The following is a 23,222-nucleotide window of genomic DNA, read 5'->3' as shown; positions in this document are numbered from 1 at the left end:
GCGCGGATCAGGGCCCTACTTGATGCAGCCCTCCAGCGCCTTGGCGCACGCGCTCTTCAGTCGGGCGCGGCCCCGGGTGAAGGCGGCTTCGGCCGCTTTCACCGAGATGTTGTTCAGGCGAGCGAATTCCGCGGTGGAAATTCCCTCGGAGCGGGCGATTATGACTTCCTGCTCCCGGCCGCGAAGGTGTTGCACCTGGCCGAGCAGCCATTTGCCGAAGTCCCGGTCGCAGACGTCCTCCTCGGTCGTCCCGGAGGCGTCCAGGAGGGCCGTTCGCTGGAGGAGCCTGCTGCGACGGTCCATGTCACGGTAGAAGTCGATGCAGAGGCGGAGCGCCACTGACGTCAGAAAGGCACCGAGTCGATTCCTGTCCAACGCGGCGTGGGCGGCTGCGCGTGCCATGGTTTCCTGAACGCAGTCCTCGGCGTCCTGAAAACTCGGCAGTCTTCGCCGAACCAACCGCATGAGGCGTTCCTGATGCTGGAAGATGTCTTCCCAGGAGCATTCAGCGGGCGATTGGCAGGTGGAATGTCGCGCCATTGTGGATTGCAGCCCGTTGTCTCTCGGATTGAGCAGGGGGAATCGCGGCCGATTTTCTATTTGTCGGCCATGCGCTTTTCCTACCCGAGGTCCCGGAACGGCAAACCGGAATGTGTACCTCCGCCGGTCGGCAGGAATGATTCTTCCCGCTCATTTCCGCGGCTCCGGACGCCGGGTCCAGTCGCCGTTCCAGTTGACCCACATGTCCCGCACGGTCTGGTGCACCTGGGAGCCCCCGGCCCGCACGGCGCCGGTGTACGCCTGGACGGCCTCCTTGCCCACCATCCGGCCTCCGCCGGTGAAGTACGAGCCGCGCACGTGCCGCGGCGAGCGGAACTTCCCCCACAGCAGGATCCTCATCAGCGGCCACAGGGTGAACACGCCCGCGGGGCAGCGGTCTTGGGGATCGAGGGTGCCCCACACGGACGGGCACAGCTCGCTCTCGCGCAGCAGCTCGTAGATGCGGGCGACGGTCCGCTCCTTGGTCGACTCGCCCGCGCGGTAGGCGAGGACCGCGTCCCTCGCCTGGTCGAAGAGCCGCTCCACCCATGGGTTGTCGACCCCCTGGAGACCCCGGTAGGGCGGCAGCTCCAGCGCGTCGAAGCCGGCGGGGTCGCCGGTCCTGTCGAAGGCCACGGCGGCCTGGTTCTGGGCGTTGGTGCCGTAGAGCGTGGTGATGGTCCACACCCGGTTCCAGGCGTTCCACAGCTCGAAGTCGTCGAACGAGACGTAGCTGCACGACACCAGGTCGTCGTAGAACCGGAACATGCGCTTGGTCCAGTGGTCGAGGTACGCGAACCGGGCGGTGTCGAAGTCGTTCCGGCGCACGGCCTCGATGAGGCGGTGGCCGAGCGCGTTCAGCGCCATCACCGTGACCGCGAGGCCGCTGGAGAAGAGCGGGTCGATGAAGTCGCTCGCGTGCGGCAGCAGGCACCAGCGGTCGCCGACGACCTTCTGGGAGGCGAACTGGGTGCGGTCCGTGGACACGTACGGCCGCACCGAGCGTGCCCGCTCGAACTGCCGGGCCACGCTGGGGAACCGGCGCACGTGCCGCCAGAACTCCTCCTCGGCCGGGACGTCGTCCGGCCGGGGGTACTGGTCGAGGTCGAGGTTGACGCCGACGCTGCACAGCTCGCTGGTACTGGTGGAGTGGTTGTCGAACGGGATGACCCAGAACCAGCCGCCCTTGAACATGTGGTGCAGCGTGCCCTGGCTGAACGGGCTGGGCATGCCATGCTCCGCCCGCGGCGGCGCCACCCTGTCGAAGGGGCGCACGTCCACCATGTGCGTGAAGATCGTGCGCGAGCGGGTGCGGTACGGCGGTTCCTGCCGCAGTCCCAGCCGCTCGGGCAGCACGGCCCGCATCCCGCCGGCGTCGACCACGTAGGACGCCCGGAAGCTTCCCCGGTCCCGGGTGACCAGGGTGGCTCCGTCCTCCTCGAACTTCACGTCGTCGACGAGGGTGTGGGTGTGGGCGGTGACGCCGTAGGAGACCGCGACGTGGAACATGTGGGCGTCCACGTCCTGCCGGAAGTAGTGCGAGTCGGGACCGAGCGGCGGGCCCCAGGTGGGGTACTGGGTGCACTCGTCGGGGCGGGTCGGCTCGCCCTCCCGGTGGTAGACGAAGCTGAAGTTCCGCTTCACCCCGCAGTTGGACGACACGTGGCGGCGCAGCGCCCCGTGGGTCGCCAGGTGCTCGATCTCCGGGACGTCGTAGCGGCGCGCCAGTACCCGCAGGCCGAAGGTGGTCTCGGGGACGGTGGACTCTCCGATGGCGAACCGGGGGTGGCCGCTGCCCTCCAGCAGCAGCACGCGCACGCCGTGGCGGGCGAGCACGGCCCCCAGCATCGTCCCGCCGATGCCGCCACCCACGATGGCCACATCGAAAACACGCTGGTCCTCTTGCATGTCTGCGGTTCCTTTCGCGACGGGTAGAGCGAGTTGCCCGGCTCCGCGCTCACCGGCGGGCGGACGCGGAGGCGGGCAGCGCCCGGCGCAGCCCGCAGGCGGCGACCCGGGCGGAGAAGGAGACGGCGAACCACGGAGTGGGCGCCAGCGCGGCCAGCCGCCGCCGGTCGCCGGGGGCGAGGCGCTCGCCGCGCCCGGTGACGTCCAGCCACGCGCCGAAGTGCAGCAGCCGCGCCTCCGGACCCGCGTCACGTGCCGGGAACGGCCGCATGTGCTCCCGCACCGCCCGGGTCAGCGCCCCGCGCCGGGCCGTGCCGACCTGCTGGCCGGCCAGGAAGCGGTCGAGCAACTCGGCCGAGCGGCCCGGGAATCCGCCCCGGCCCAGGGGCGCGCGCCCCACCAGCCCCGAGTCGTGGAACGCGGCGGCGGCCAGCAGCCCGACCCGGTCGTAGGCGGTGCCCTCGATCCGCGCGCGTGCGTCGGCCAGCAGGAACGTGCGCAGGGAGTGCACGGCCACCCCGGGGGGCAGCCGGCGCATCCGCGTGAGCGCGGCGCCGGCGAGGGGGTGGCCGAGCAGCTCCGCCAGGGCGGGCCGCTCCAACAGGGGCTGCCACGCACCGGGCAGGGACTCAGGTGCGACGGCGGGCCAACCGGCCCTCTTGTCACCGGAGTCGGGTGCCTCGCGCCCTGCGGTCATGGCCGTTCCCCCTCACTGTGCGCCGTAGCGGCGGTCTCCGTCTCATCTGTCCTTACGCTCGGACGCCGCCCCACCCCCCAGGCACAACACCGCCCCGTGGACCGCGCGTTGTCGTGACGAAGGCGGCGCGCGGCCCGCACCGCGCGCTCCGGTCGCGTGTTCCGGCCGCCCCCTTATCGGCGGAGTTCCGCGCAACGGGTACCGGGCAGCATCTCCCGCGTGATCGCCGTGTGGAACGTGCACGAACGCCCCCTGCCCGTCGCGCCGGACAGAGCCGGCGCCCTGATCGACTCGCTGGGCGGCGAGCACGACCGCCTCTGGCCCCCGGACTGGCCGCCGGTGCGCTTCGAGCGGCCCCTGGCCGTCGGGGTGCCCGGCGGGCACGGACCGGTGCGGTATGTCGTGAGCCACTACGTGCCGGGCCGCTGGGTGCGCTTCCGGTTCACCGGCCCCCGGGGCTTCGACGGCTTCCACGAGTTCAGCGTCGAAGCGCTCGACGACGGGCGCACGGTGCTGCGCAACACCCTGGTCGTCCGCCCGCGCGGCATCCGCTGGCTGGCCTGGGCGCTGATCGTCCGGCCGCTGCACGACGCGGTGTTCGGGCTCGGCCTGGACCGCGCGGAGCGGGCGCTGACCGGGCGGGTGGCCCGTCCCGTCCGGTGCGGCTGGTACGTGCGGCTGCTGCGCGGCGCGGTCTTCGGCCGGTCGGCGTGAGGATTCGAATTCCCGCACCCCAGACACCCGATGGAGGTATTTCTTTCCCCCGGGCGAGGGATCGTTGCGTGAATCGACGGACGCGAGACTGAGAAGTCGCAGCGTGTCCGCCGGCGATCCCGGCGGGCCGTCCCAACGACAGGGAGAGCGTCGTGAGTTTCCTGAATCCCCGCATCCCGGGGGTCAATTCCGAGGACGTCACCACGGACCTCACCGAATCACCGCACCGCCTGGCCGGCCTCGGCCAGGCCGGCACCGCTCAGATCCTCGCGACCGTCGACGTGCGCGCGGGCGAGGACGACTGGAACGTCCCGGCCTCCGAGGAGCACCCGCGCCCCGTGGTCCTGGTGCACGGCACCTTCGGCAACCGCGGCTACACCTGGACCTCGGCCACCCCGCTGCTGCGGCAGCACGGCCACCGCGTCTTCCGGCTCGACTACGGCCAGCACGGCAACCCCGTGATCTTCGGACTCGGCGACATCAAGCACTCGGCCCGGCAGCTCGCCGACTTCGTCGACGAGGTGCTGCGGCGCACCGGCGCCCAGCAGGTCGACGTCGTCGGCTTCTCGCAGGGCGGCATGATGCCGCGCTACTACCTGAACGCGCTGGGCGGCGGTCCCAAGGTGCACAACTTCGTCGGCATCGCGCCCAGCAACCACGGAGTCACCGCGCAGGGGCTGCTGAACCTCGCCCGCCAGATTCCCGGCGCGGTCGAGATCCTGGAACAGGGCGCCGTCGGGGAGGTCGTGCCCGCCTGGCCGCAGCTCCAGCACGACCACCCCTTCCAGCGCGAGCTGGCCGAGCTGGGCGAGACCACGGAGGGTGTCCGGCACACGGTCATCGCCACCCGGTACGACGACGTCGTCACCCCGTACACCTCGTGCGCCCTGGAGGAGACGGAGGGCCGCTACGTCAACAACATCGTGCTCCAGGACATCGACCCCGACGACCGCACCCCGCACGCGAGCATGCCCTACAACCCGACCGTGCTGAAGGAGGTACTGGCGGCGCTCGCCTCCTGAGGCCGGCTGCCGTCGAGCAGCACGCGGGCCACCAGCGCGGGGTCGTCGTTCATCGGGACGTGACCGCAGCCGCGCAGCCGCACCAGGCGGGCCCGCGGGACGGCGTGCTTGGCGCGGACGCCCTGCCGGGGAAGGAGCAGCCGGTCCCGGTCGCCCCACGCCACGGTCACGGGGATGCCGGGCACGTCGTCGGTGAACCGCACGCTCCGACCGGCCCGCAGCGTCTCGGCGAACCCCTCGGCGTGCGCGAGGGCGAGGGTCTCGGCGACCACGGCCTCGGGGGAGCGGCGGGCGGGACGGGCGTAGATCGTGCTGGTCAGCGCGGTGCGCCCGACGGCGGTGCGGGACATGCGCTCCACCAGGGGAAGGGGCAGGCTCCGGGCGGTAAGGCGCATCCCCATGAGCACGCCGAACGCGTAACGCCGTTCGGCCCGCGACCAGAAGCCCGCCGGGGACAGGGCGGTCACCGACCGCACCAGGTTGTGCCGGCCCAGTTCCAGCGCCAGCAGACCGCCCAGGGAGTTGCCCGCGACGTGCGGCCGGTCCAGGCCCAGGGCCGAGCAGAAGGCGCCGAGCACCGCGTTCGTCGTCGTCAGGTCGTGCGGCACCCCGTGCGGCAGCGCGGTCGACCGTCCGAACCCGGGCAGGTCCACGGCTATGACGTCGCGCTCGGTGGCGAGGATGTCCAGCACCGGGTCCCAGGCCTGCCGGTGGTGGCCGATGCCGTGCAGCAGGAGCAGCGGCTCACCGGCGCCCACGCGCGCGTAGGAGACGGTGATGTCCTGCGGACCGTGCTGGGTGGGGGCCGTGAAGGAGAGCGTTGCGGACATGGGGCTCCTTGTCGGAACACGCGGACGGTAGGGGGCGACGTTGCAGGGACAGTTGCGTAGACAGCCTGTCAGTAAGAGCTACCGACGGGTAGCCCCCGGCGGGTTCCGTCTGGACACCGCCGAAGGGGTCCGCTGGTATGGAGCGGTGACCACGGACACCGCGACCGACGTCTTCGAAGCACACCGTCCCGTCCTCCTGGGCGTCGCCTACCGCATGCTGGGGCGGCTGGCCGACGCCGAGGACGTCGTCCAGGAGGCGTGGCTGCGCTGGTCCGGCGCCGACCGGTCCAGCGTCCGCGAACCCCGCGGCTACCTGGTGCGGGTCACCACCCGGCTCGCCGTCGACCGGCTGCGCCACATCAAGTCCCGCCGCGAGGCCTACGTCGGCCCCTGGCTGCCCGAGCCCTACGTCACCGACTTCGGGGACACCGTTCCCGACAGCGCCGAGCGGGCCGTCCTCGCCGACTCCGTCTCCCTCGCCGTCCTCGTCGTCCTGGAGTCCCTGTCACCGCTGGAGCGGGCGGTGTTCGTGCTCAGAGAGGCGTTCGGCTACCCGTACGCGGAGATCGCCGCGATGCTGGAGCGCGGCGAGCCCGCGGTGCGCCGGCTCGCCGTCCGCGCCCGCGGGCACGTCGAGGAGCGCCGCCCGCGCTACGACGTCGACCCGGTGCGGCGCCGGGACCTCACCGAGCGGTTCCTCGCCGCCGCGGCCGGCGGCGACCTGGCCGCGCTGATGGAGCTGCTCGCGCCGGACGTCCGCCTGGTGGGCGACAGCGGCGGGAAGTCCAAGGCGCCGCTGCGCGTGCTGGAGAGCTCCGACAAGGTCGCCCGCTTCCTCCAGGGCGCGGCCCGCAAGGGTGTCCCGGACTTCTCCCACCGCTTCCTGGAGATCAACGGCGGGCCCGCCCTGCTGGCCCTGTCGGGCGGCAGGCCCGACTCCGTCTTCCAGATCGAGGTGGCCGACGGTCTGATCCAGTCGGTGTACATCATCCGCAACCCCGACAAACTCCTCGCCCTGGCCGACCTCGCATAGCCGGATTGGTCTTGACCAAGGGGGTGGGGCGTCCTATGGTCGCAGAGAACTGCAACAACCTTTAATAAACAAGGGCGTCAAAACGCCGCCGGATCACGGCGATTGCGGAGGACAGGGTGGGGACCACGCAGTTGGAATCGGTGCCGGAACCGAAGTACTGGCACCTCAGGACCGTACTCACCGAGGCCCTGGACTCGGAGTTCTCGGTGGGCGAGGTCCTGCCCAACGAGCGCGACCTCGCCGCCCGCTTCGGAGTCGCCCGCGCGACCCTCCGCCAGGCCCTGGAGCAGCTCGAACTGGAAGGCCGCCTCCAGCGCCGCCGCGGCGTCGGGACCACCGTCGCCCCGCCCCGCGTCGGCGTCGCCGTGGGCACCGCGCGGCACGACTGGCCGGGCGCGGCCGACGACGCCTGGGAGCCCGCCGACTGCGTGCCGGCGGTACCGCCCGCCGCCGTCGCCGACGCCCTCGGGACCGGGCGCGACGAGACCGTCCACGTGGTCCGCCGCTCGCGCGTGACCCACGGCCAGCCCGTCGCCGCCGAGCTGCTCTACGTCCCCGCGTCCTCGGTCCCCGACCTCACCGCCATCGAGTCGCCCTCGGGCCCCTCCCGCGCCCGTGCCGTCCTGCGCGAACTGGGGCGCGGCGAGCTGGAGCACCGCGAGAGCGCCGTCGAGCTGGGCTCGGCGGGCGCCGACGACGCGAAGGAGCTGGACCGCCTCCCGGGCGCGCCCGTCCTCGTGGTCACCACCCGCTACCTCGCCGGGGGCCGCACCGCCGCCCTCTCCGTCGCCACCTACCGCGCGGACACCTGCCGGCTGACCTTCGGGGACTTTGGCGACGTGGAGATCCACCACGGCCCGCAGACCCGCGCCTCCTGACCCACGCCGTCCGCCGCACCCGCCCCCCGGCGGGTCAGCGGCGTGCCGTCGCGCCCTCGACCGCGAACAGCTGCTCCTCGACGTGGTCGAGCGCCAGCCGCAGCGCGCCCGTCGCCACCGCCGCCTCGCCGAGCAGCGAAAGCGCCACCCTGGGCGGCCGCAGGCAGTACCGGGCCAGCTCCCGGCGCAGCGGCTCGAGCACGCCGTCCAGACCGGCCGCCCAGCCTCCGACGACGACCAGCTCCGGATCCAGCGCCAGCACCAGCGCCGTCACGTCGTGCACCAGCCGCTGGGTGAAGCGCTCCACCGCCGCACGGGCCCGCCGGTCGCCCTCGCGGGCCTCGGCGAAGACCTGGGCGACCGCCTGCTCGTCCAGCGGATGCAGCGGCTCGTCGGTCGTCGACAGCAGCGTCTCCGGTGTCACGTCCTGGCCCATCAGGTGCAGCGCGCCGATCTCCCCGGCCGCGCCGCCGTACCCCCGGTGCAGCCGCCCGCCGATCAGCGCCCCCGCCCCCGGACTGAGCCCCGCCAGTACGAACACGACGTCGTCGGACTCGGTGGCCGCCCCCTTCCAGTGCTCGGCGACCGCCGCCGCGTTCGCGTCGTTCTCCACCAGCACCGGGCACTTGAAGGACCGGCTCAGCCGCTCGCCCAGACTCAGCCCCGTCCACCCCGGCAGCGCGGTGCCCAGCCGGACCGTGCCGTCCGCCTCCACGATCCCCGGCGTGGCCGCGCCCACCGCCCGCAGGGAGCCGCGCGCCACCCCGGCCCGGCGCAGCAGCTCGGCGACGGCCGTGCGCAGCCGTTCCAGCCGCTCGTCGGCCGGGGCGTCGACGCCGACGTCCTTGGCCTGGGCGCCGATCACCCGGCCGTCCAGGTCGGACAGGAGCGCGGCGACGCGGTGCGGCCCGATCTCCAGGCCCAGCAGATGACCGGCCTCCGCCCGGAACCGGAAGCGCCGAGCCGGGCGCCCCTGCCGGCGGGCGGTGCCCTCGTCGGCGGCCGTCTCGACCACCAGGCCGGCCTCTATCAGCCCCTCGACGACACCCTCGACGGTCGGCCGGGACAGACCCGTCACCCTGGTGATCTCGGTCAGCGTCGCGCAGTCCGTCGCACGCAACGCGTGCAGCACCACGGCGGAGTTGATCCTCCGCAACAGCGACGGATCCCCGCCGGTCAGGCCTGCCAAGGTCCGTCCTCCCAGCTCGTGCGCGTGTGCGCCGGATCGTACTCGGCCCGCCGCGCCCCGGCGAGTGCCGGTGGTCCCGGCCCGGGCCGTGCGCGCCCCTCACCCGGGTGCCACGAACCCCGACTCGTACGCCGTGATCACCGCCTGGGTGCGGTCCCGCGCCCCCAGCTTCGCCAGCACCGCGCTCACGTGCGACTTCACCGTCTCGGTGCCGACGACCAGCCGCGCCGCGATCTCCGCGTTGGACAGCCCGCGCGACATCAGCCGCAGCACCTCGCCCTCTCGCTCCGTCAGCCGCGCCCGTTCCACCGTGGCGCGGGCCGCCCGGTTCCCGCCGTCGTCGCCGTACTCGGCGGCCAGTTGCCGCACCGAGGCGGGGAACAGCAGCGAATCGCCCTCGGCGATCAGCCGTACCGCGTGCACGATCTCGGCCGGCCGGGCGCGCTTGAGCAGGAACCCGTCCGCGCCCGCGCGCAGCGCCTCGTACACGTACTCGTCGTTCTCGAAGGTCGTCACCACGAGGATCTTCGGCGGGTCGGCCACCGTCCGCAGCAGCGCGCGGGTGGCCTCGATGCCGTCGAGCAGCGGCATCCGGACGTCCATGGCGACCACGTCCGGCCGCAGGGTGCGCACCATTGGCACGACCGCCGCCCCGTCCGCGGCCTCCCCGACCACCTCGATGTCCGGCTGCGCCTCCAATACCGCCCGCAGACCCGCGCGTACGAGGGGTTCGTCGTCGACGAGGAGCACTCTGACCGGCATCCGCCCAGCGTAGATCAGCCCGGCGGCAGCTCGACCCGCACCCGCCAGTCGCCCCCGTCGGGCCCGGTGCGCGCCCGGCCGCCGAGCAGCGCGGCCCGCTCGCGGATGCCGCGCAGCCCGCTGCCGCGGGCGGACTGAGCCCGGGTGTCCGGCAGCGGGTTGCGCACCTCCAGGGTGAGCGCGCCCTCCGCCACCGCCACGCGGACCCGGGTCGGCACCGCGCCCGCGTGGCGCAGCACATTGGTCAGCGACTCCTGGAGGATGCGGTACCCCTCGCGGGAGACCGGGCCCGGCAGCGTCTCCAGCGGGCCGGTGACCTCGGCATCGATCTCGGCCCCCGAGACGCGCGCGGACTCCAGGAGCCGGCCGGCGTCCGCGAGGGTCGGCCGGGAGCTCACCGGTGTCCGGGTCTCGCGCAGGACGCCGAGCACCCGCTCCAGATCCTCCAGGGCGGCCCGGCCGGTCTCCTCGATCGCGGTGAGGGCCCGCTCGGTGAACTCCGGGCTGTTCGCCGCGCGGGCCGCACCCGCCTGCACGACCGCGACCGTCAGGGCGTGGCCGATGGAGTCGTGCAGCTCGCGGGCGATGCGATTGCGCTCCAGGAGTTGTTCGGTGCGCTCCTCCAGGGCGGTGAGCCGCTCGGCGGCGGACGGGCCGAGCAGCGCGCGGGCGCCCGCCGTCGCCAGGGCACCGAGACCCACCACCGCGCCGTACAGCGCGAGGACGGGCAGCGGTGCCAGGAGCGCGAACGCCCAGTGCGGCGCGGCGTCCCGCAGCACCGGTATGCCGTAGGCCCGGTACCCGGCGGAGAGCCGGGCCAGCTCGACGGCGAGGATCGGCAGCCAGACGCAGGCGCCCGCGGTCAGCAGGCCCAGCAGCAGGCGGGCCTGCAGCCACACCACCGTGCGCAGCCGGTCGCGCCAGGTCTTCGCCGGGGCCACCGAGAAACCCGTGTCCTCCTGGCCCGGCGTGAGAAGCCAACGCGCCTGGACCCCCTCACCGGTGCGCACCGCCGGGACGAGACCGGCCGGTACCAGCAGGGCGGCCGGAACCCACATCCTCGTGTCGTCGACGAGCACCCACACGCTCACGACGAGCATGGGCACCCACAGGTACACGAGGCGGGTGTACGTAGCCCCCCGGACCAGCGGGCGCAGAAAGCGGACCATGGGCTCATCGTGCCAGCGGCCACTGACAGCGGACCTCCCCCGCACGGGGGAGACGATCTCCACCGGCGGGGGAGGACGCGCCCCTTGACGTGCCGTCAAGCTGCCGCCATGACCAGCATCGACGTCCGGAACCTCACCAAGGAGTACGGCACCCGACGAGCCGTCGACGACCTCACCTTCACCGTGCGCCCCGGCCGCGTGACCGGCTTCCTCGGCCCCAACGGCGCCGGCAAGTCCACCACCATGCGGCTCGTCCTCGGCCTCGACCGGCCGGCCTCCGGCGCGGCGACCGTCGGCGGCCGCCCCTACACCGCCCTCACCGAACCCCTGCGGCACGTCGGCGCCCTGCTCGACGCGGACGCCGCACACGGTTCCCGCACCGCGCGGGACCATCTGCGCGTGCTCGCGGCGAGCAACCGCCTCCCCGCCAGCCGCGTCGACGAGGTGCTGGAGGAGACGGGCATCGCCCCCGTCGCCCGCCGCCGGGTGCGGACGTACTCCCTGGGCATGCGCCAGCGGCTGGGCATCGCCGCCGCGCTGCTCGGCGACCCCGAGGTGGTGATGCTCGACGAGCCCTCCAACGGGCTCGACCCCGAGGGCATCATCTGGATCCGCGGGCTGCTGCGCCGCCTGGCGGCCGAGGGCCGTACGGTGCTGGTCTCCAGCCATCTGATGAACGAGACGGCGTCCTTCGCCGACCACCTCGTCGTCCTCGGCCGGGGCCGGCTGCTCGCCGACCTGCCGATGCGGGAGTTCATCGACGCGCGCGTCCAACCGCGGGTACGGGTCCGCACGTCGGACGCGACCGGTCTGAAGGCCGCGCTCGCCGGTCACGGGCACCAGGCCGAGCAGCACGAGGACGGCTCCTGGACCGTGCGCCACGCACGCGTGGAGGACATCGGCCGCGCCCTGTCCGGAGCCGGTGTGCCCATCCTCGAACTGGCGGCCTCGGAGGCCACTTTGGAGCAGGCCTATCTCGATCTGACGGCCACCGAGGCAGAGTTCGCCGCACCGCACCGGGAGGTCTGACCATGTCCTTCACGCCCGTACTCCGCTCCGAGGCGCTCAAGGTGCTCAGCCTGCGCTCGCTGTGCGGCACCCTGCTGGCCCTCTTCGCGGTCACCACGGCCTTCTCCGCGCTGGCCGGTGTGTCGGAGACCTCGGACCCGGGGTTCGATCCGCTGTTCATGGCCCTCTCCGGTGTCGCGCCCGGTCAGATCGCCGCCATCGCGTTCGGTGCCACGGTGGTGTCCTCCGAGTTCCACGGCAACGGGATCCGGCTCTCCCTGGCCGCCGTTCCGCGGCGCGGGCGGTGGTTCGCGGCGAAGCTGACGGTGGCCGCCGCGGCGACCTTCGGGACGGGGCTGCTCACCGCGTCCGCCGCGCTCGTCGCCGCCCGCGCGGGCCTCGGCTCCGAGGCGGCCGGGCTCACCGCGGGCGAGCAGGTCCGCGGTGTCGTGGGCCTCGCCGCCTACTTCACGCTGATGGCCCTGCTCGCGGCGGGTCTGACCGCCCTGTTCCGCAGCGGCGTGGCCACCCTGTCCACGCTGATCCCCTTCGTCCTCGTCGTCTCCTTCGTCATCGGCGACGTGGCGGGCGGCGCGACCGACTTCCTGCCGGACAAGGCGGGTCAAGTCGTCATCCACCAGACGCACGACGGGCACCTGGGCCCCTGGACGGGACTCGGCGTGACGGCGCTGTGGGCGGGGGCCGCGCTCCTCGCGGGGGCCCGGCGGCTGCGGCGCGGGGACGCCTGACCGCCCGACCCGGCTGACGGGCCGCCAATTGTCAGTCCCGGCCGGTTTACTGGACGGCATGGACATCGCACGGCACATCGCCCTCATCGACGAGCTGTGCCACCGCCCGTTCCCGGCGGGGCACGGCCCGTCGGACGCGGGCGCCGGGGCTCCCGGTCACTTCACGGCGGTGCTGGAGACCAGCCACGGCCTGCGCGGCGGGTGCCCGGCGGAGCGGGCGGTGACGGTGGAGCAGTACGAGAAGGAGCGGGACGCCCTCCACGGGCGGCTCGCCGTCATTTGGGGCGAGGAGGGCGACGTGCTGAACCTCCAGACGGTCCTGCTGCGGACCGCGGGGGAGGAGATACCCGAGCCGTGGGCCGGGCTGAGCGCGAGCGCCCGCGTGGCCTACCTCTGGGAGGCCGAAGGCACCGGCCGCTGGATCGCGGTGGCCGTCGCCGACCGGGACGAGGCGGACGAGGTGCGGCTGCTGGCGGTGGTCACCGAGCAGGCACCACCGTGACCGTTCCGCTCCCTACGCCTGCGTTCCGGCCCCCGCCGCGACCCGCAGCCTCGCGAACTCCTCGGCCATCGTCTCGGTCGTCCAGTGCGCGTTGAGCCCGCTGGGATTGGGCAGCACCCACACGCGCGTACTGCCGAAGACCCGCTCCTGCGGCCCCACCCGCGCGTGCCGGTCGTCGAAAGCGGCCCGGTAGGCGGTGACCCCCACCACGGCGAGCCACTCGGGCCGAAGCCGCGCCACCTTCCGGCCCAGCAGCAGCCCGCCCTCCCGGTACTCCTCGGCGGTCAGCTCGTCCGCCCGCGCGCTGGCCCGCGCCACCACGTTGGTGATCCCGAGCCCGTACGACGGCAGCAGGTCCTGCTCCGAGGGCGCAAGCCGCCGGGGCGTGAACCCCGACAGGTGGAGCACCGGCCAGAAGCGGTTGCCCGGGCGGGCGAAGTGGTGCCCCGTCACCGCCGTCATCAGCCCCGGGTTGATGCCGCAGAACAGGACACGGAGGCCGTCCGCGACGACGTCCGGTACGAGACGGTCGCGGGCGGCCTCCAGCTCGGCCCGGGTGAAGCGGGTCAGAGGATGGCCCCGGGGGTGTACGCGGCGGCCGACGGGTGCTGCTTGACGATCTCCTCGATCCGGCCCACGACCGCCCCGACCTGGTCCGCCGCGGCGCCCGTGAAGGAGAGCTTGTCCGCCATCAGCGAGTCCAGACCGGCCCGGTCCAGTGGGATGCGCTCGTCGGCGGCGAGCTTGTCGAGCAGCTCGTTGCGCTCGGCGCCCTGCTCCCGCATCGCCAGCGCGGAGGCGACGGCGTTCTCCTTGATCGCCTCGTGCGCCAGCTCGCGCCCCACCCCGGCCCGCACCGCGCCCATCAGCACCTTGGTGGTGGCCAGGAACGGCAGGTAGCGGTCCAGCTCGCGGGCCACGACGGCCGGGAAGGCGCCGAACTCGTCGAGCACGGTCAGGAAGGTCTCCAGCAGGCCGTCCAGGGCGAAGAACGCGTCCGGCAGGGCCACCCGGCGCACCACCGAGCAGGAGACGTCGCCCTCGTTCCACTGGTCGCCCGCCAGCTCGCCGGTCATCGAGGCGTAGCCGCGCAGGATCACCATCAGGCCGTTGACGCGCTCGCAGGAGCGGGTGTTCATCTTGTGCGGCATCGCCGAGGAGCCGACCTGGCCGGGCTTGAAGCCCTCGGTGACCAGCTCGTGCCCGGCCATCAGCCGGATGGTCTTGGCCAGCGACGACGGAGCCGCCGCGAGCTGCACCAGAGCGGTGACCACCTCGTAGTCCAGCGAGCGCGGGTAGACCTGGCCGACCGAGGTGAAGGCCTGCGAGAAGCCCAGGTGACCGGCGATCCGCCGCTCCAGCTCCGCGAGCTTGCCGGCGTCCCCGCCGAGCAGGTCCAGCATGTCCTGGGCGGTGCCGACCGGGCCCTTGATGCCGCGCAGCGGGTAGCGGCCGAGCAGCTCCTCCACCCGGACGTACGCGACGAGCAGCTCGTCGGCGGCGGTCGCGAAGCGCTTGCCCAGCGTCGTGGCCTGCGCGGCGACGTTGTGGGAGCGGCCGGCCATGACCAGCTCCCCGTACTCGCCGGCCAGCTTGCCGAGGCGGGCCAGGACGGCCACCGAGCGGTCGCGGACCAGTTCCAGCGAGAGCCGGATCTGCAGCTGCTCGACGTTCTCCGTCAGGTCGCGGGAGGTCATGCCCTTGTGCACGTGCTCGTGCCCGGCGAGGTCGTTGAACTCCTCGATCCGCGCCTTCACGTCGTGCCGCGTGACCTTCTCGCGCTCGGCGATCGAGGCCAGGTCGACCTGGTCGAGGACGCGCTCGTAGTCGGCGATCGCGGCGTCGGGCACCTCGATGCCGAGGTCCTTCTGGGCCCGCAGCACGGCGAGCCAGAGCCGGCGCTCCAGCTTCACCTTCTGCTCGGGCGACCAGAGCGTGGCGAGGTCCACGGAGGCGTAGCGTCCGGCGAGGACGTTGGGGATGCGGGGCTTGGCGGGAGCGGAAGTCACGTGTACGGATTCTACTGGCGATTCGTGCAGGCCAGCGCCGCGGGGTTGTTCGTCGGAAGCTACGAGGCCACGAGGCCGGGCGCGGCTCAGGGCGCGGTGTCCCCGTACGGCAGCAGGTCGGGGCGCTTGGGCGGCAGGCCGTCGCCGGACGAGCGGCCCGTCAGCCTGCGGCCTATCCAGGGCAGCAGGTACTGCCGGGCGAACCGTACGTCCGTGGTCCGGCGGGTCATCCAGCCGGGCGGCGGCGTGGCCGGGACCGGCGCGTCCCATTCCGGGTCCTCGGCCTCGTGGCCCAGCGCCTGCCACACGGCCTCGGCGACCCGGCGGTGGCCGTCGGCCGTCAGGTGCAGCCGGTCCACGTCCCACAGCCGCGGGTCGGCCAGCGAACGCGCTCCGTACAGGTCCACGACCACGGCACCGTGCTGGGCGGCGAGGTCGTCGATGATCGCGAAGAGGGCCTCCATGCGGGGCCGGAAGCGATCCAGCACCGGACCCTGGCGGCCCGGGCTGCGCATCAGCACCAGCTGCTTGCAGCTGGGGGCCAGCCGCTCCACCGCCTGGGTCAGCAGGTCCCGCACCAGCGCCATGTCGCACTTGGGCCGCAGCGTGTCGTTCAGCCCGCCCACCAGCGTGATCACGTCGGCCCCCATCGCCGCGGCCACGCCCACCTGCTCGTCGACGATCTGCCCGATCAGCTTCCCGCGCACGGCCAGGTTGGCGTACCGGAAGCCGGGGGAGCGGGCGGCCATCCGCGCGGCGAGGACGTCGGCCCAGCCCCGGTAGGAGCCGTCGGGCAGCAGGTCCGACATGCCCTCGGTGAAGGAGTCGCCCACGGCGACGAGGCTGCTGTGAGTGGGGTTCGTCTGCATGGCGACAGAAATGGTAGCCCCTGCACATACCCGGCGGTCGGTCGGCCTCCCGGACCGCCGCGTCCGGCCCGCCCGCTCAGGTCCGCTGCCCGAACAGCTCCCGCAGCACGTCCTCCATGGTCACCAGGCCCGCGAGCCGTCCGTCGGACCCGAGCACGGCGGCCAGGTGCGTACGGCTGCGGCGCAGCGCGGTGAGCACGTCGTCGAGCGGAGTGCTCTCCCGCACCCGCGCGATCGGCCGCATGTCCCGCAACCGGAACGGCAGGTCCCGCGGCGAGGCGTCCAGGGCGTCCTTCACGTGCAGATAGCCGACGATCCGCCGCCCGTCGTCCACGACCGGGAACCGGGAGAAGCCGGACTGGGCCGACAGCCGCTCCAGCTGCTCGGGCGTGATGCCCACGCGCGCGTGGACGACGCGCTCCAGCGGCAGCACCACGTCCCGCACCGGCCGCCGGCCCAGCTCCAGGGCGTCGTGCAGCCGTTCCTGGGCCCGGTCGTCGATCAGCCCGGCGTCTCCGGCGTCCTTCACGATCTCGGCCAGCTCCGCGTCCGTGAAGGTGGCCGACACCTCGTCCTTCGTCTCCACCCTGAGCAGCTTGAGGAGGGCGTTCGCGAAGGCGTTGACCGTGAAGATCACCGGCCGCAGCGCCCGGGACAGCGCGACCAGCGGCGGCCCGAGCAGCAGGGCACTGCGCACAGGCTCGGCCAGCGCGATGTTCTTCGGCACCATCTCGCCGAGCAGCATGTGCAGGTACGTCGCCACCGTCAGGGCGATCGCGAAGGAGACCGCGTGCCCCACGCCGGACGGCAGGCCCACCGCGTGGAACACCGGCTCCAGCAGGTGCGCGATCGCCGGTTCGGCCACCACGCCGAGGACCAGCGTGCACAGGGTGATGCCGAGCTGCGCGGCGGCCATCAGGGCCGAGACGTGCTCCAGACCCCACAGCACGCTCCGCGCCCGGCGGTCGCCCTCCCGGCCCTCCTCGACGTACTGCTCCACCTGGCTGCGGCGCACCGAGATCAGCGCGAACTCGGCCCCCACGAAGAACGCGTTGACGACGAGCGTCGCCAGACCGATCAGCAGTTGTACGGCGATCACCGGCCGCCCTCCCCGTCCTCGCGCCCGCCGCCCGCGCCCCGCGCGCCCCCGGCCGTGTGCGTCTCGTCAGCGGCGTCACCGGAGTCCGTGAGAGGTGCGTGCATCAGCACCCGCGCCGCCCTGCGCCCCGTGGCGTCCACGACGTCCAGCCGCCAGCCGGCCACCTCGTAGGTGTCGCCGACGGCCGGAATGCGCCCCAGCCCGGCCGCGACCAGCCCGGCGACCGTCTCGTACGGGCCCTCGGGCACCCGCAGGCCGACCCGCGCCAGCCGGTCCACGCGGGCCGAACCGTCGGCCCAGTACAGCGCGCGGCCCCGCGCGTCGGTGCCGGCCGGGTCCAGGTCCGGCGTCTCGTGCGGGTCGTGCTCGTCGCGCACCTCGCCGACCACCTCCTCGACGATGTCCTCCAGCGTGGCCACGCCCGCCGTTCCGCCGTACTCGTCGATGACGACGGCCATGGTGCGCCGGCCCGAGAGCCGGTCGAGGAGCCGGTCCACGGTCAGCGTCTGCGGCACCAGCAGCGGCTCGCGCATCAGCTCGGACACCGGCAACCGGGGCCGCCGCTCCGCGGGCACCGCGAGGACGTCCTTGACGTGGGCGGTGCCCACCACGGCGTCGAGGCTCTCCTGGAAGACCGGGAACCGGGACAGCCCGGTCGCCCGCGTCGCGTTGGCCACGTCCTCGCAGGTCGCCCGGGAGTCGAGGGCGATGACCTGGACGCGCGGCGTCATCACCTGCTGGGCCGTCAGGTCGGCCAGGTTCAGCGTCCGGACGAACAGCTCGGCGGTGTCGGGCTCCAGCGCCCCCTCCTTGGCCGAGTGCCGGGCCAGCGCCGCCAGCTCCTGCGGGCTCCGCGCGGACGCCAGCTCCTCGGCGGGCTCCACGCCGAACAGGCGCACGATCCGGTTGGCCGTGTTGTTCAGGTGGGTGATGAAGGGCCGGAAGGCCGCGCTGAACCAGCGCTGCGGGCCGCCCACCCGTTTGGCGACGGCCAGCGGGGAGGAGATCGCCCAGTTCTTCGGCACCAGCTCGCCGACGATCATCAGGAACACCGTCGACAGGGCCGTGCCCAGCACCAGCGCCAGGGACGAGGCCGCCGAACCCGACAGTCCCACGGCCTCCAGCGGGCCCGAGATCAGGGCCGCGATCGACGGTTCGGCGAGCATGCCCACGACGAGGTTGGTGACCGTGATGCCGAGCTGCGCGCCGGAGAGCTGGAAGGTGAGGTTCCGTACGCCCTTCAGCGCGCCCGCCGCACCCCGCTCGCCCCGCTCCGCCGCCCGCTCCAGCTCGCCGCGTTCGACGGTGGTCAGCGAGAACTCGGCCGCGACGAACGCGCCGCACATCAGCGAGAGCAGGACCGCCACCAGCAGCAGGAGCACTTCCGTCATCGGGTCACCTCGGCTCCATGATCGGCCAGGAGCCGGTGGTTCGCGCGATGTCGTGCGCCGGGGGAGGCGCCGGGAGCCCTGCCGTCGGGGGACCTGCTCATGGGCCGGTGCTCAACCTTTCAGTCCGTGAGGGGCTTCACCCAGCGTCGCCACTGCTCCTCCGGCGCGTACCCGGCCGCCCGCCAGGCATGCTGCGCCCGCTCGTTGCGCCGCAGCACCATCGCGTCACCGCGGCGCCCGCCGAGCCGGACGAACCGCTCCTCGGCCGCCGCCAGCAGCGCGGTGCCGATGCCCTGGCGCCGCCGCTCCGGGTGCACCGCCAGCCGGTACAGGTGGCAGCGCCAGCCGTCGAAGCCCGCGACGACCGTGCCCACCAGCTCCCCGTCCCGCTCGGCCAGCAGAAGCGCCTCCGGGTCGCGGGCGACCAGCCGCTCCACTCCCTCGGGGTCGTCGCTGATGCTCGTGCCCTCGGCGGCCGTCTTCCAGAAGGCGAGCACGGCGTCCAGGTCCTCGGGCCCGGCGGCCCGGATGCGCAGATCGGTCATGGCGCGATCCCAGCACGCCGGACGCGCACCGGTACGGGAATTCCGGCATGCGGACGGAGACCGGCCCGGACCGGTACGCGACACGAGCGCTGCGCGTACGGGGAGCGGGGGCCCTGCGGCTCGGGGTCAGTCACCCGCGGGCGGCGGCCGCCAGCACATTCCCGCCCGCGGCACGCGACGGGGGTCCCGCGCTCAAACCTCGGCCTCCGCGGGCCGCCAGGCGGTGCCGAGGACGCAGTACGAACTGGGCAGCGCCGGACCGTTCTCCGGCACCATCACCCGCCGGTACGGACCCAGCGCGAACCCCGCGTCGCGCAGCGCGGCGACCGGGTCCCGGGAGAGATGGCAGCCGCCGGACAGCGGGGGCCACAGCGTCCGGTCCAGGGCGCGCTGGGTGAAGGCCATCGCCTTGCCGCCACCGCGCCCGTGCTCGAAGAACCGCACCTGGCCGCCGGGCCGCAGCACCCGCCGCGCCTCCGCCAGGGCCCGCGGCACGTCGCGCACGCTGCACAGCACGAGCGAGACGACGACCGCGTCGAAGGCCTCGCTCTTGACCGGCAGTGCCTCGGCCGCGCCGGGCGCCACGTCCACCGGGACCGGGGCGCGCAGCGCCGCCTCGACCGCCAACTTCCGCAGCAGCCGCTCAGGTTCGACGGCGACGACCTCCGAGACGGCGCCCGGGTAGTGCGAGAAGTTCAGCCCGTTGCCCGCGCCGATCTCCAGCACCCGCCCGGACAGCCCGGCCAGCAGCCGCTCGCGGAGGCCTCCCAGGCCCATCCGGGTCTCGGCGCCCGCACTGGCCCGTGCGTAGTAGCGGGCGAACAGCGGGTGGTGCACGGCGTCCCGCGGCACTCCGCGGGCGGATCGCAGCGGCATGGGCCCTCCCTCACGAGGTGGTGCCTTACCGCGATTCTCCCCCGCGGGGCCGCCCCGCACCCACCGCACCGGCTCCCGAGCGCGCCGTCCCGGTCAGGGCGCCTCTCGCCGCCCGAAGCCCGCCGCGTCCCACGTGCCGTCCAGCGGCGGCGCGAGCCATCCGGGCGCCGCCCGCCGGAAGACCGGGGGCGCGAGATCGCCCGCCCCGGCCGCAACGGCGCCGAGCAGCGGGGCGCCGGCCACGTCGGGGAGGTCCGCGAGGTTGCAGCGCGCGGCGAGGTCCGGGGCCTCCGGCCAGCTGCCGATCACCACGCCGGGCAGTTCGAGACCGCGGGCGCGCAGTTCACGCGCCGTCAGCTCCGTGGTGTTCAGTGTGCCGAGGCCGGCCGCCGCCACCAGCAGCACCGGCGCGCCCAGCAGGGACGCGGCGTCCGCGAGGGTCCCGCCCTCCGCGTCGAAGCGGACGAGCAGTCCGCCCGCCCCCTCGACCAGCACCAGGTCGTGCTCGGCGGCGAGCTTGCCCGCGGCCTCGGCCACCTCCACCGGGCGCACCGGGGGCCGTCCGGCCCGGCGCGCCGCCGTGCCGGGCGCCAGCGGCTCGGGGAAGCGGGCCACTTCGGCGGCCGTCACCGGTCCCGCGAGGCGTGCCACCTCCCACGCGTCTCCCGGTTCGTCCGGCGCCACGCCCGTCTGCGCGGCCTTGAGCACGGCCACCGACCGGCCGGCCGCCAGCGCCGTCGCCGCCACGGCGGCCGTGACGACCGTCTTGCCGATCTCCGTGCCCGTGCCCGTGATCACCAGTACCGGCATGTCATCCCTCTCCCGCCGCCGCGCACACCGCGCGGGCGATGCGCGCGACGTCCGCGTCGCCCGTGACGTACGGCGGCATGGTGTAGATCAGGTCGCGGAAGGGCCGCAGCCACACGCCCTCGCGGACGGCCGCCGCCGTCGCCGCCCGCATGTCGACGGCGTGGTCGAGCTGCACCACGCCGATCGCGCCCAGCACCCGCACGTCCCTGACGCCCGGCAGCCCGGCCGCCGGAGCCAGACCGTCGCGCAGCCCGGCATCGATCCGCTTGACCTCGGCGAGCCAGTCCTGGCCGAGCAGCAGTCCGATCGACGCGCACGCCACGGCCGCCGCGAGCGGACTGCCCATGAAGGTCGGCCCGTGCGCCAGCACCGGAACCTCGCCGCGCGAGATGCCGTCGGCCACCCGGGACGTGCACAGGGTGGCCGCCATCGTCAGATAGCCGCCGGTCAGCGCCTTGCCCACGCACATCACGTCCGGCGTCACCGCCGCGTGGTCCGCCGCGAACAGCGCGCCGGTGCGTCCGAAGCCGGTCGCGATCTCGTCGAACACCAGGAGCACGCCGTGCTCGTCGCAGGCCTCGCGCAGCACGCGCAGATAGGCGGGGGAGTGGAACCGCATCCCGCCGGCGCCCTGCACCACGGGCTCGACGATCACCGCCGCCAGCTCCTCGGCGTGCCGCTCCACGAGGGACCGCAGGTGGTCGGCGTACGTCTCCTCGTACTCCGCCGGCGGCGCATCCGCGAAGAGCTGGCGCGGCAGGACGCCCGACCACAGCTCGTGCATCCCGCCCTCGGGGTCGCACACCGACATCGGCTGCCAGGTGTCGCCGTGGTAGCCGCCGCGCCAGGTCAGCAGGCGGCGTTTGCCGGGGCGGCCCAGCGAACGCCAGTACTGGAGGCACATCTTGACGGCGACCTCCACGGACACCGACCCGGAGTCGGCCAGGAAGACGTGCTCCAGGCCCTCGGGCGACATGTCGACAAGGAGCTTCGACAACCGGACCGCCGGCTCGTGGGTGATCCCGCCGAACATCACGTGGCTCATCCGCTCCAGCTGGTCGCGGGCGGCCTCGTTGAGCACCGGGTGGTTGTAGCCGTGGATCGCCGACCACCAGGAGGACATGCCGTCCACCAGCTCGGGCGAGCCGTCCGCGGGACGCAGCCGCACCCCGCTCGCCGACTCCACGACGAGCGGGTCCTGCCGCCCCGGCATGGGGCCGTACGGGTGCCAGACGTGCCGCCGGTCGAGCGCCAGCAGCTCGTCCACCGTCAGCGCGGGCTCAGGCATTGGGCGCGAGATCCGTTCCGGCGCCGCGGCGGCGCACGGCCACCAGGTCCGTCCGGGCCTCCTCGGTCCGTGCCGCCGGCGTCGGCGCGCAGACCCCGCCGCACGCGTGCGAGCCGCAGCCGCCCTCCGCCGCACCGTCCGCGTGGGACCCGCAGCCGCCGCCCGCCGCACCCTCCGCGTGGGAGCCGCAGCCGCCGTCCCCGACCGGGGCCCGGTGCTCCGGCAGGGTCACCCGGTCGGCGCCCTCCACCTCGAAGCCGGCGTCCGCGATCATCTCCAGGTCGGCATGGCCGGCCTGGCCCTCGCTGGTGAGGTAGTCGCCGAGGAAGATGGAGTTGGCCAGGTTCAGGGCCAGCGGCTGCATGGTCCGCAGATGGACCTCGCGCCCGCCGGCGATGCGCACCTCGACGTCCGGGCAGACGAACCGGGTCATCGCCAGGATGCGCAGGCAGCGCTGCGGGGTGAGGTGCCACTCCTTGGCCAGCGGCGTGCCCTCCATCGGGATCAGGAAGTTGACCGGCACCGAGTCCGGATCCAGCTCCCGCAGCGAGAAGACCACGTCGACCAGGTCCTCGTCGCTCTCGCCCATCCCGGCGATGAGACCCGAGCAGGCGGAGAGACCGGCCGCGTGCGCCTTGCGCACCGTGTCCACCCGGTCGGCGTACGTGTGCGTGGTCGTGATGTCCCCGTACGTCGCCTCGGACGTGTTGAGGTTGTGGTTGTAGGCGTCGGCCCCCGCCTCGCGCAGCCGCTCCGCCTGGCCGTCGGAGAGCAGCCCCAGACAGGCGCACACCTCGACGGACCCGTCCTGCTCCTTGATGGCCTTGATGGTGTCCGAGACCCGGTCCACGTCCCGGTCGGTCGGGCCGCGTCCGCTGGCCACCAGGCACACCCGCTTGGCGCCGCCCGCCACCCCCGCGCGGGCGGCCGCGGTGGCCTGGTCGGGCTTGAGCCAGGTGTACTTGAGGATCTCCGCCTTGGAGCCCAGCCGCTGCGAGCAGTAGGAGCAGTCCTCGGGGCACAGGCCCGACTTGAGGTTGACGAGGTAGTTGAGTTTCACCCGCCGCCCGAACCAGTGCCGGCGCACCTTGCCGGCCGCGGCCACCACATCGAGCAGGTCGTCGTCGGAAGTGGCGAGGACGGCGAGCGCCTCCTCGCGGGTCGGCGACTCGCGCCGAAGCCCCTTGTCCACCAGCGTGTTCAGCAGGTCCATGGGAGCCGATCCTGTCCTAAGGGGCCGCTCGCGGCCAAGGAGAGTTTGCACAACACTGACAGATCGACGTGTGGGTATTGCCACACCTCGCGGGGGTGGCGGTGCCGCTAGTGTCTGTCCA

Annotated in this window: 24 protein-coding genes; 7 read left to right on the top strand and 17 right to left on the bottom strand. The window is 73.7% G+C overall.

The features are described 5' to 3' along the window. Window positions 1-15: 15 nt before the first annotated feature. From IE108_RS07430 to IE108_RS07420, 3 genes are all read right to left on the bottom strand, one after another. Window positions 16-540, bottom strand: coding sequence for an RNA polymerase sigma factor (locus IE108_RS07430; protein WP_079163436.1), 525 nt, complete (start codon window positions 538-540; stop codon window positions 16-18). A 150-nt stretch (window positions 541-690) separates the two neighbouring features. Beyond that, window positions 691-2,448, bottom strand: coding sequence for an NAD(P)/FAD-dependent oxidoreductase (locus tag IE108_RS07425; RefSeq protein WP_064726737.1), 1,758 nt, complete (start codon window positions 2,446-2,448; stop codon window positions 691-693). A gap of 49 nt (window positions 2,449-2,497) precedes the next feature. After that, a complete protein-coding gene (locus IE108_RS07420; RefSeq protein ID WP_064726736.1) occupies window positions 2,498-3,145 on the bottom strand; it encodes a hypothetical protein in 648 nt (215 codons plus the stop codon). 219 nt (window positions 3,146-3,364) lie between these two features. Here IE108_RS07420 and IE108_RS07415 point away from each other — a divergent pair, with 219 nt between their 5' ends. Both IE108_RS07415 and IE108_RS07410 read left to right on the top strand, forming a co-directional pair. Next, window positions 3,365-3,859 (top strand): SRPBCC family protein, encoded by a 495-nt coding sequence (locus IE108_RS07415; RefSeq protein WP_373296926.1) that lies wholly within the window; start codon window positions 3,365-3,367, stop codon window positions 3,857-3,859. 152 nt (window positions 3,860-4,011) lie between these two features. Beyond that, window positions 4,012-4,881, top strand: a complete 870-nt coding sequence (locus tag IE108_RS07410; protein WP_064726735.1) for an esterase/lipase family protein — start codon at window positions 4,012-4,014, stop codon at window positions 4,879-4,881. Here IE108_RS07410 and IE108_RS07405 read toward each other — a convergent pair. Continuing rightward, window positions 4,833-5,711 carry an alpha/beta fold hydrolase gene (locus IE108_RS07405; protein WP_064726734.1) on the bottom strand — a complete coding sequence of 293 codons (879 nt, stop codon included), beginning with the start codon at window positions 5,709-5,711 and terminating at the stop codon, window positions 4,833-4,835. The two genes, IE108_RS07410 and IE108_RS07405, sit on opposite strands and share 49 nt — an antisense overlap. 145 nt (window positions 5,712-5,856) lie before the next feature. On the opposite strand from IE108_RS07405, the gene IE108_RS07400 reads away from it, so the two are divergent. Next, window positions 5,857-6,744, top strand: a complete 888-nt coding sequence (locus IE108_RS07400) for an RNA polymerase sigma-70 factor (protein WP_064726733.1) — start codon at window positions 5,857-5,859, stop codon at window positions 6,742-6,744. Between the two features lie 116 nt (window positions 6,745-6,860). Further along, window positions 6,861-7,622, top strand: a complete 762-nt coding sequence (locus tag IE108_RS07395) for a GntR family transcriptional regulator (protein WP_064726732.1) — start codon at window positions 6,861-6,863, stop codon at window positions 7,620-7,622. Between the two features lie 34 nt (window positions 7,623-7,656). Here the strand turns inward: IE108_RS07395 and IE108_RS07390 are convergent, their stop codons facing one another. The 3 genes from IE108_RS07390 to IE108_RS07380 all read right to left on the bottom strand — a co-directional run bounded on the left by IE108_RS07390 (window position 7,657) and on the right by IE108_RS07380 (window position 10,742). Continuing rightward, a complete protein-coding gene (locus tag IE108_RS07390; RefSeq protein ID WP_079163435.1) occupies window positions 7,657-8,811 on the bottom strand; it encodes an ROK family transcriptional regulator in 1,155 nt (384 codons plus the stop codon). 99 nt (window positions 8,812-8,910) lie between these two features. After that, window positions 8,911-9,573, bottom strand: a complete 663-nt coding sequence (locus tag IE108_RS07385) for a response regulator transcription factor (protein WP_064726730.1) — start codon at window positions 9,571-9,573, stop codon at window positions 8,911-8,913. Window positions 9,574-9,587: 14 nt separating this feature from the next. Then, window positions 9,588-10,742 carry a sensor histidine kinase gene (locus IE108_RS07380; protein WP_064726729.1) on the bottom strand — a complete coding sequence of 385 codons (1,155 nt, stop codon included), beginning with the start codon at window positions 10,740-10,742 and terminating at the stop codon, window positions 9,588-9,590. Window positions 10,743-10,850: 108 nt separating this feature from the next. On the opposite strand from IE108_RS07380, the gene IE108_RS07375 reads away from it, so the two are divergent. From IE108_RS07375 to IE108_RS07365, 3 genes are read left to right on the top strand one after another with little or no spacing between them, the layout of a single operon-like run. Then, window positions 10,851-11,771, top strand: a complete 921-nt coding sequence (locus IE108_RS07375; RefSeq protein ID WP_064726728.1) for an ABC transporter ATP-binding protein — start codon at window positions 10,851-10,853, stop codon at window positions 11,769-11,771. Between the two features lie 2 nt (window positions 11,772-11,773). Then, complete coding sequence (locus tag IE108_RS07370) at window positions 11,774-12,499, top strand: hypothetical protein (RefSeq protein WP_064726727.1); 726 nt, start codon at window positions 11,774-11,776, stop codon at window positions 12,497-12,499. Window positions 12,500-12,557: 58 nt separating this feature from the next. Beyond that, window positions 12,558-13,001 carry an RNA-binding protein gene (locus IE108_RS07365; protein ID WP_064726726.1) on the top strand — a complete coding sequence of 148 codons (444 nt, stop codon included), beginning with the start codon at window positions 12,558-12,560 and terminating at the stop codon, window positions 12,999-13,001. A 12-nt stretch (window positions 13,002-13,013) separates the two neighbouring features. On the opposite strand, the gene mug is transcribed toward IE108_RS07365, so the two are convergent. The 10 genes from mug to bioB form a co-directional block, all read right to left on the bottom strand. After that, window positions 13,014-13,571, bottom strand: coding sequence for a G/U mismatch-specific DNA glycosylase (gene mug / locus IE108_RS07360; protein ID WP_079163803.1), 558 nt, complete (start codon window positions 13,569-13,571; stop codon window positions 13,014-13,016). Beyond that, entirely contained in the window at window positions 13,568-15,010 is a 1,443-nt protein-coding gene (purB, locus tag IE108_RS07355; RefSeq protein ID WP_064726724.1) for an adenylosuccinate lyase, read from the bottom strand. The genes mug and purB overlap by 4 nt, the downstream gene beginning before the upstream one ends. An 86-nt stretch (window positions 15,011-15,096) precedes the next feature. After that, window positions 15,097-15,879, bottom strand: coding sequence for an SGNH/GDSL hydrolase family protein (locus IE108_RS07350; RefSeq protein ID WP_064726723.1), 783 nt, complete (start codon window positions 15,877-15,879; stop codon window positions 15,097-15,099). Window positions 15,880-15,955: 76 nt separating this feature from the next. Continuing rightward, window positions 15,956-16,978 (bottom strand): hemolysin family protein, encoded by a 1,023-nt coding sequence (locus IE108_RS07345; RefSeq protein WP_064726722.1) that lies wholly within the window; start codon window positions 16,976-16,978, stop codon window positions 15,956-15,958. After that, window positions 16,975-18,369 carry a hemolysin family protein gene (locus IE108_RS07340; protein WP_064726721.1) on the bottom strand — a complete coding sequence of 465 codons (1,395 nt, stop codon included), beginning with the start codon at window positions 18,367-18,369 and terminating at the stop codon, window positions 16,975-16,977. Before IE108_RS07340 ends, IE108_RS07345 begins: the two co-directional genes overlap by 4 nt. 119 nt (window positions 18,370-18,488) lie before the next feature. Further along, window positions 18,489-18,914, bottom strand: a complete 426-nt coding sequence (locus IE108_RS07335; RefSeq protein WP_064726720.1) for a GNAT family N-acetyltransferase — start codon at window positions 18,912-18,914, stop codon at window positions 18,489-18,491. A gap of 192 nt (window positions 18,915-19,106) precedes the next feature. Next, window positions 19,107-19,790: a class I SAM-dependent methyltransferase gene (locus IE108_RS07330; RefSeq protein ID WP_064726719.1), complete on the bottom strand. Its 684-nt coding sequence runs from the start codon at window positions 19,788-19,790 to the stop codon at window positions 19,107-19,109. Window positions 19,791-19,883: 93 nt separating this feature from the next. Continuing rightward, window positions 19,884-20,600, bottom strand: a complete 717-nt coding sequence (gene bioD / locus IE108_RS07325; protein ID WP_189397593.1) for a dethiobiotin synthase — start codon at window positions 20,598-20,600, stop codon at window positions 19,884-19,886. A gap of 1 nt (window position 20,601) precedes the next feature. Continuing rightward, window positions 20,602-21,888: an adenosylmethionine--8-amino-7-oxononanoate transaminase gene (locus IE108_RS07320; protein WP_064726717.1), complete on the bottom strand. Its 1,287-nt coding sequence runs from the start codon at window positions 21,886-21,888 to the stop codon at window positions 20,602-20,604. Next, window positions 21,881-23,101 carry a biotin synthase BioB gene (gene bioB / locus IE108_RS07315; protein ID WP_064726716.1) on the bottom strand — a complete coding sequence of 407 codons (1,221 nt, stop codon included), beginning with the start codon at window positions 23,099-23,101 and terminating at the stop codon, window positions 21,881-21,883. Before bioB ends, IE108_RS07320 begins: the two co-directional genes overlap by 8 nt. Between the last annotated feature and the right edge of the window lie 121 nt (window positions 23,102-23,222).

Source organism: Streptomyces parvulus, from assembly GCF_014648855.1.
GTDB classification, from domain to species: domain Bacteria; phylum Actinomycetota; class Actinomycetes; order Streptomycetales; family Streptomycetaceae; genus Streptomyces; species Streptomyces parvulus.
This window is presented reverse-complemented; position numbering and strand designations above follow the sequence as displayed.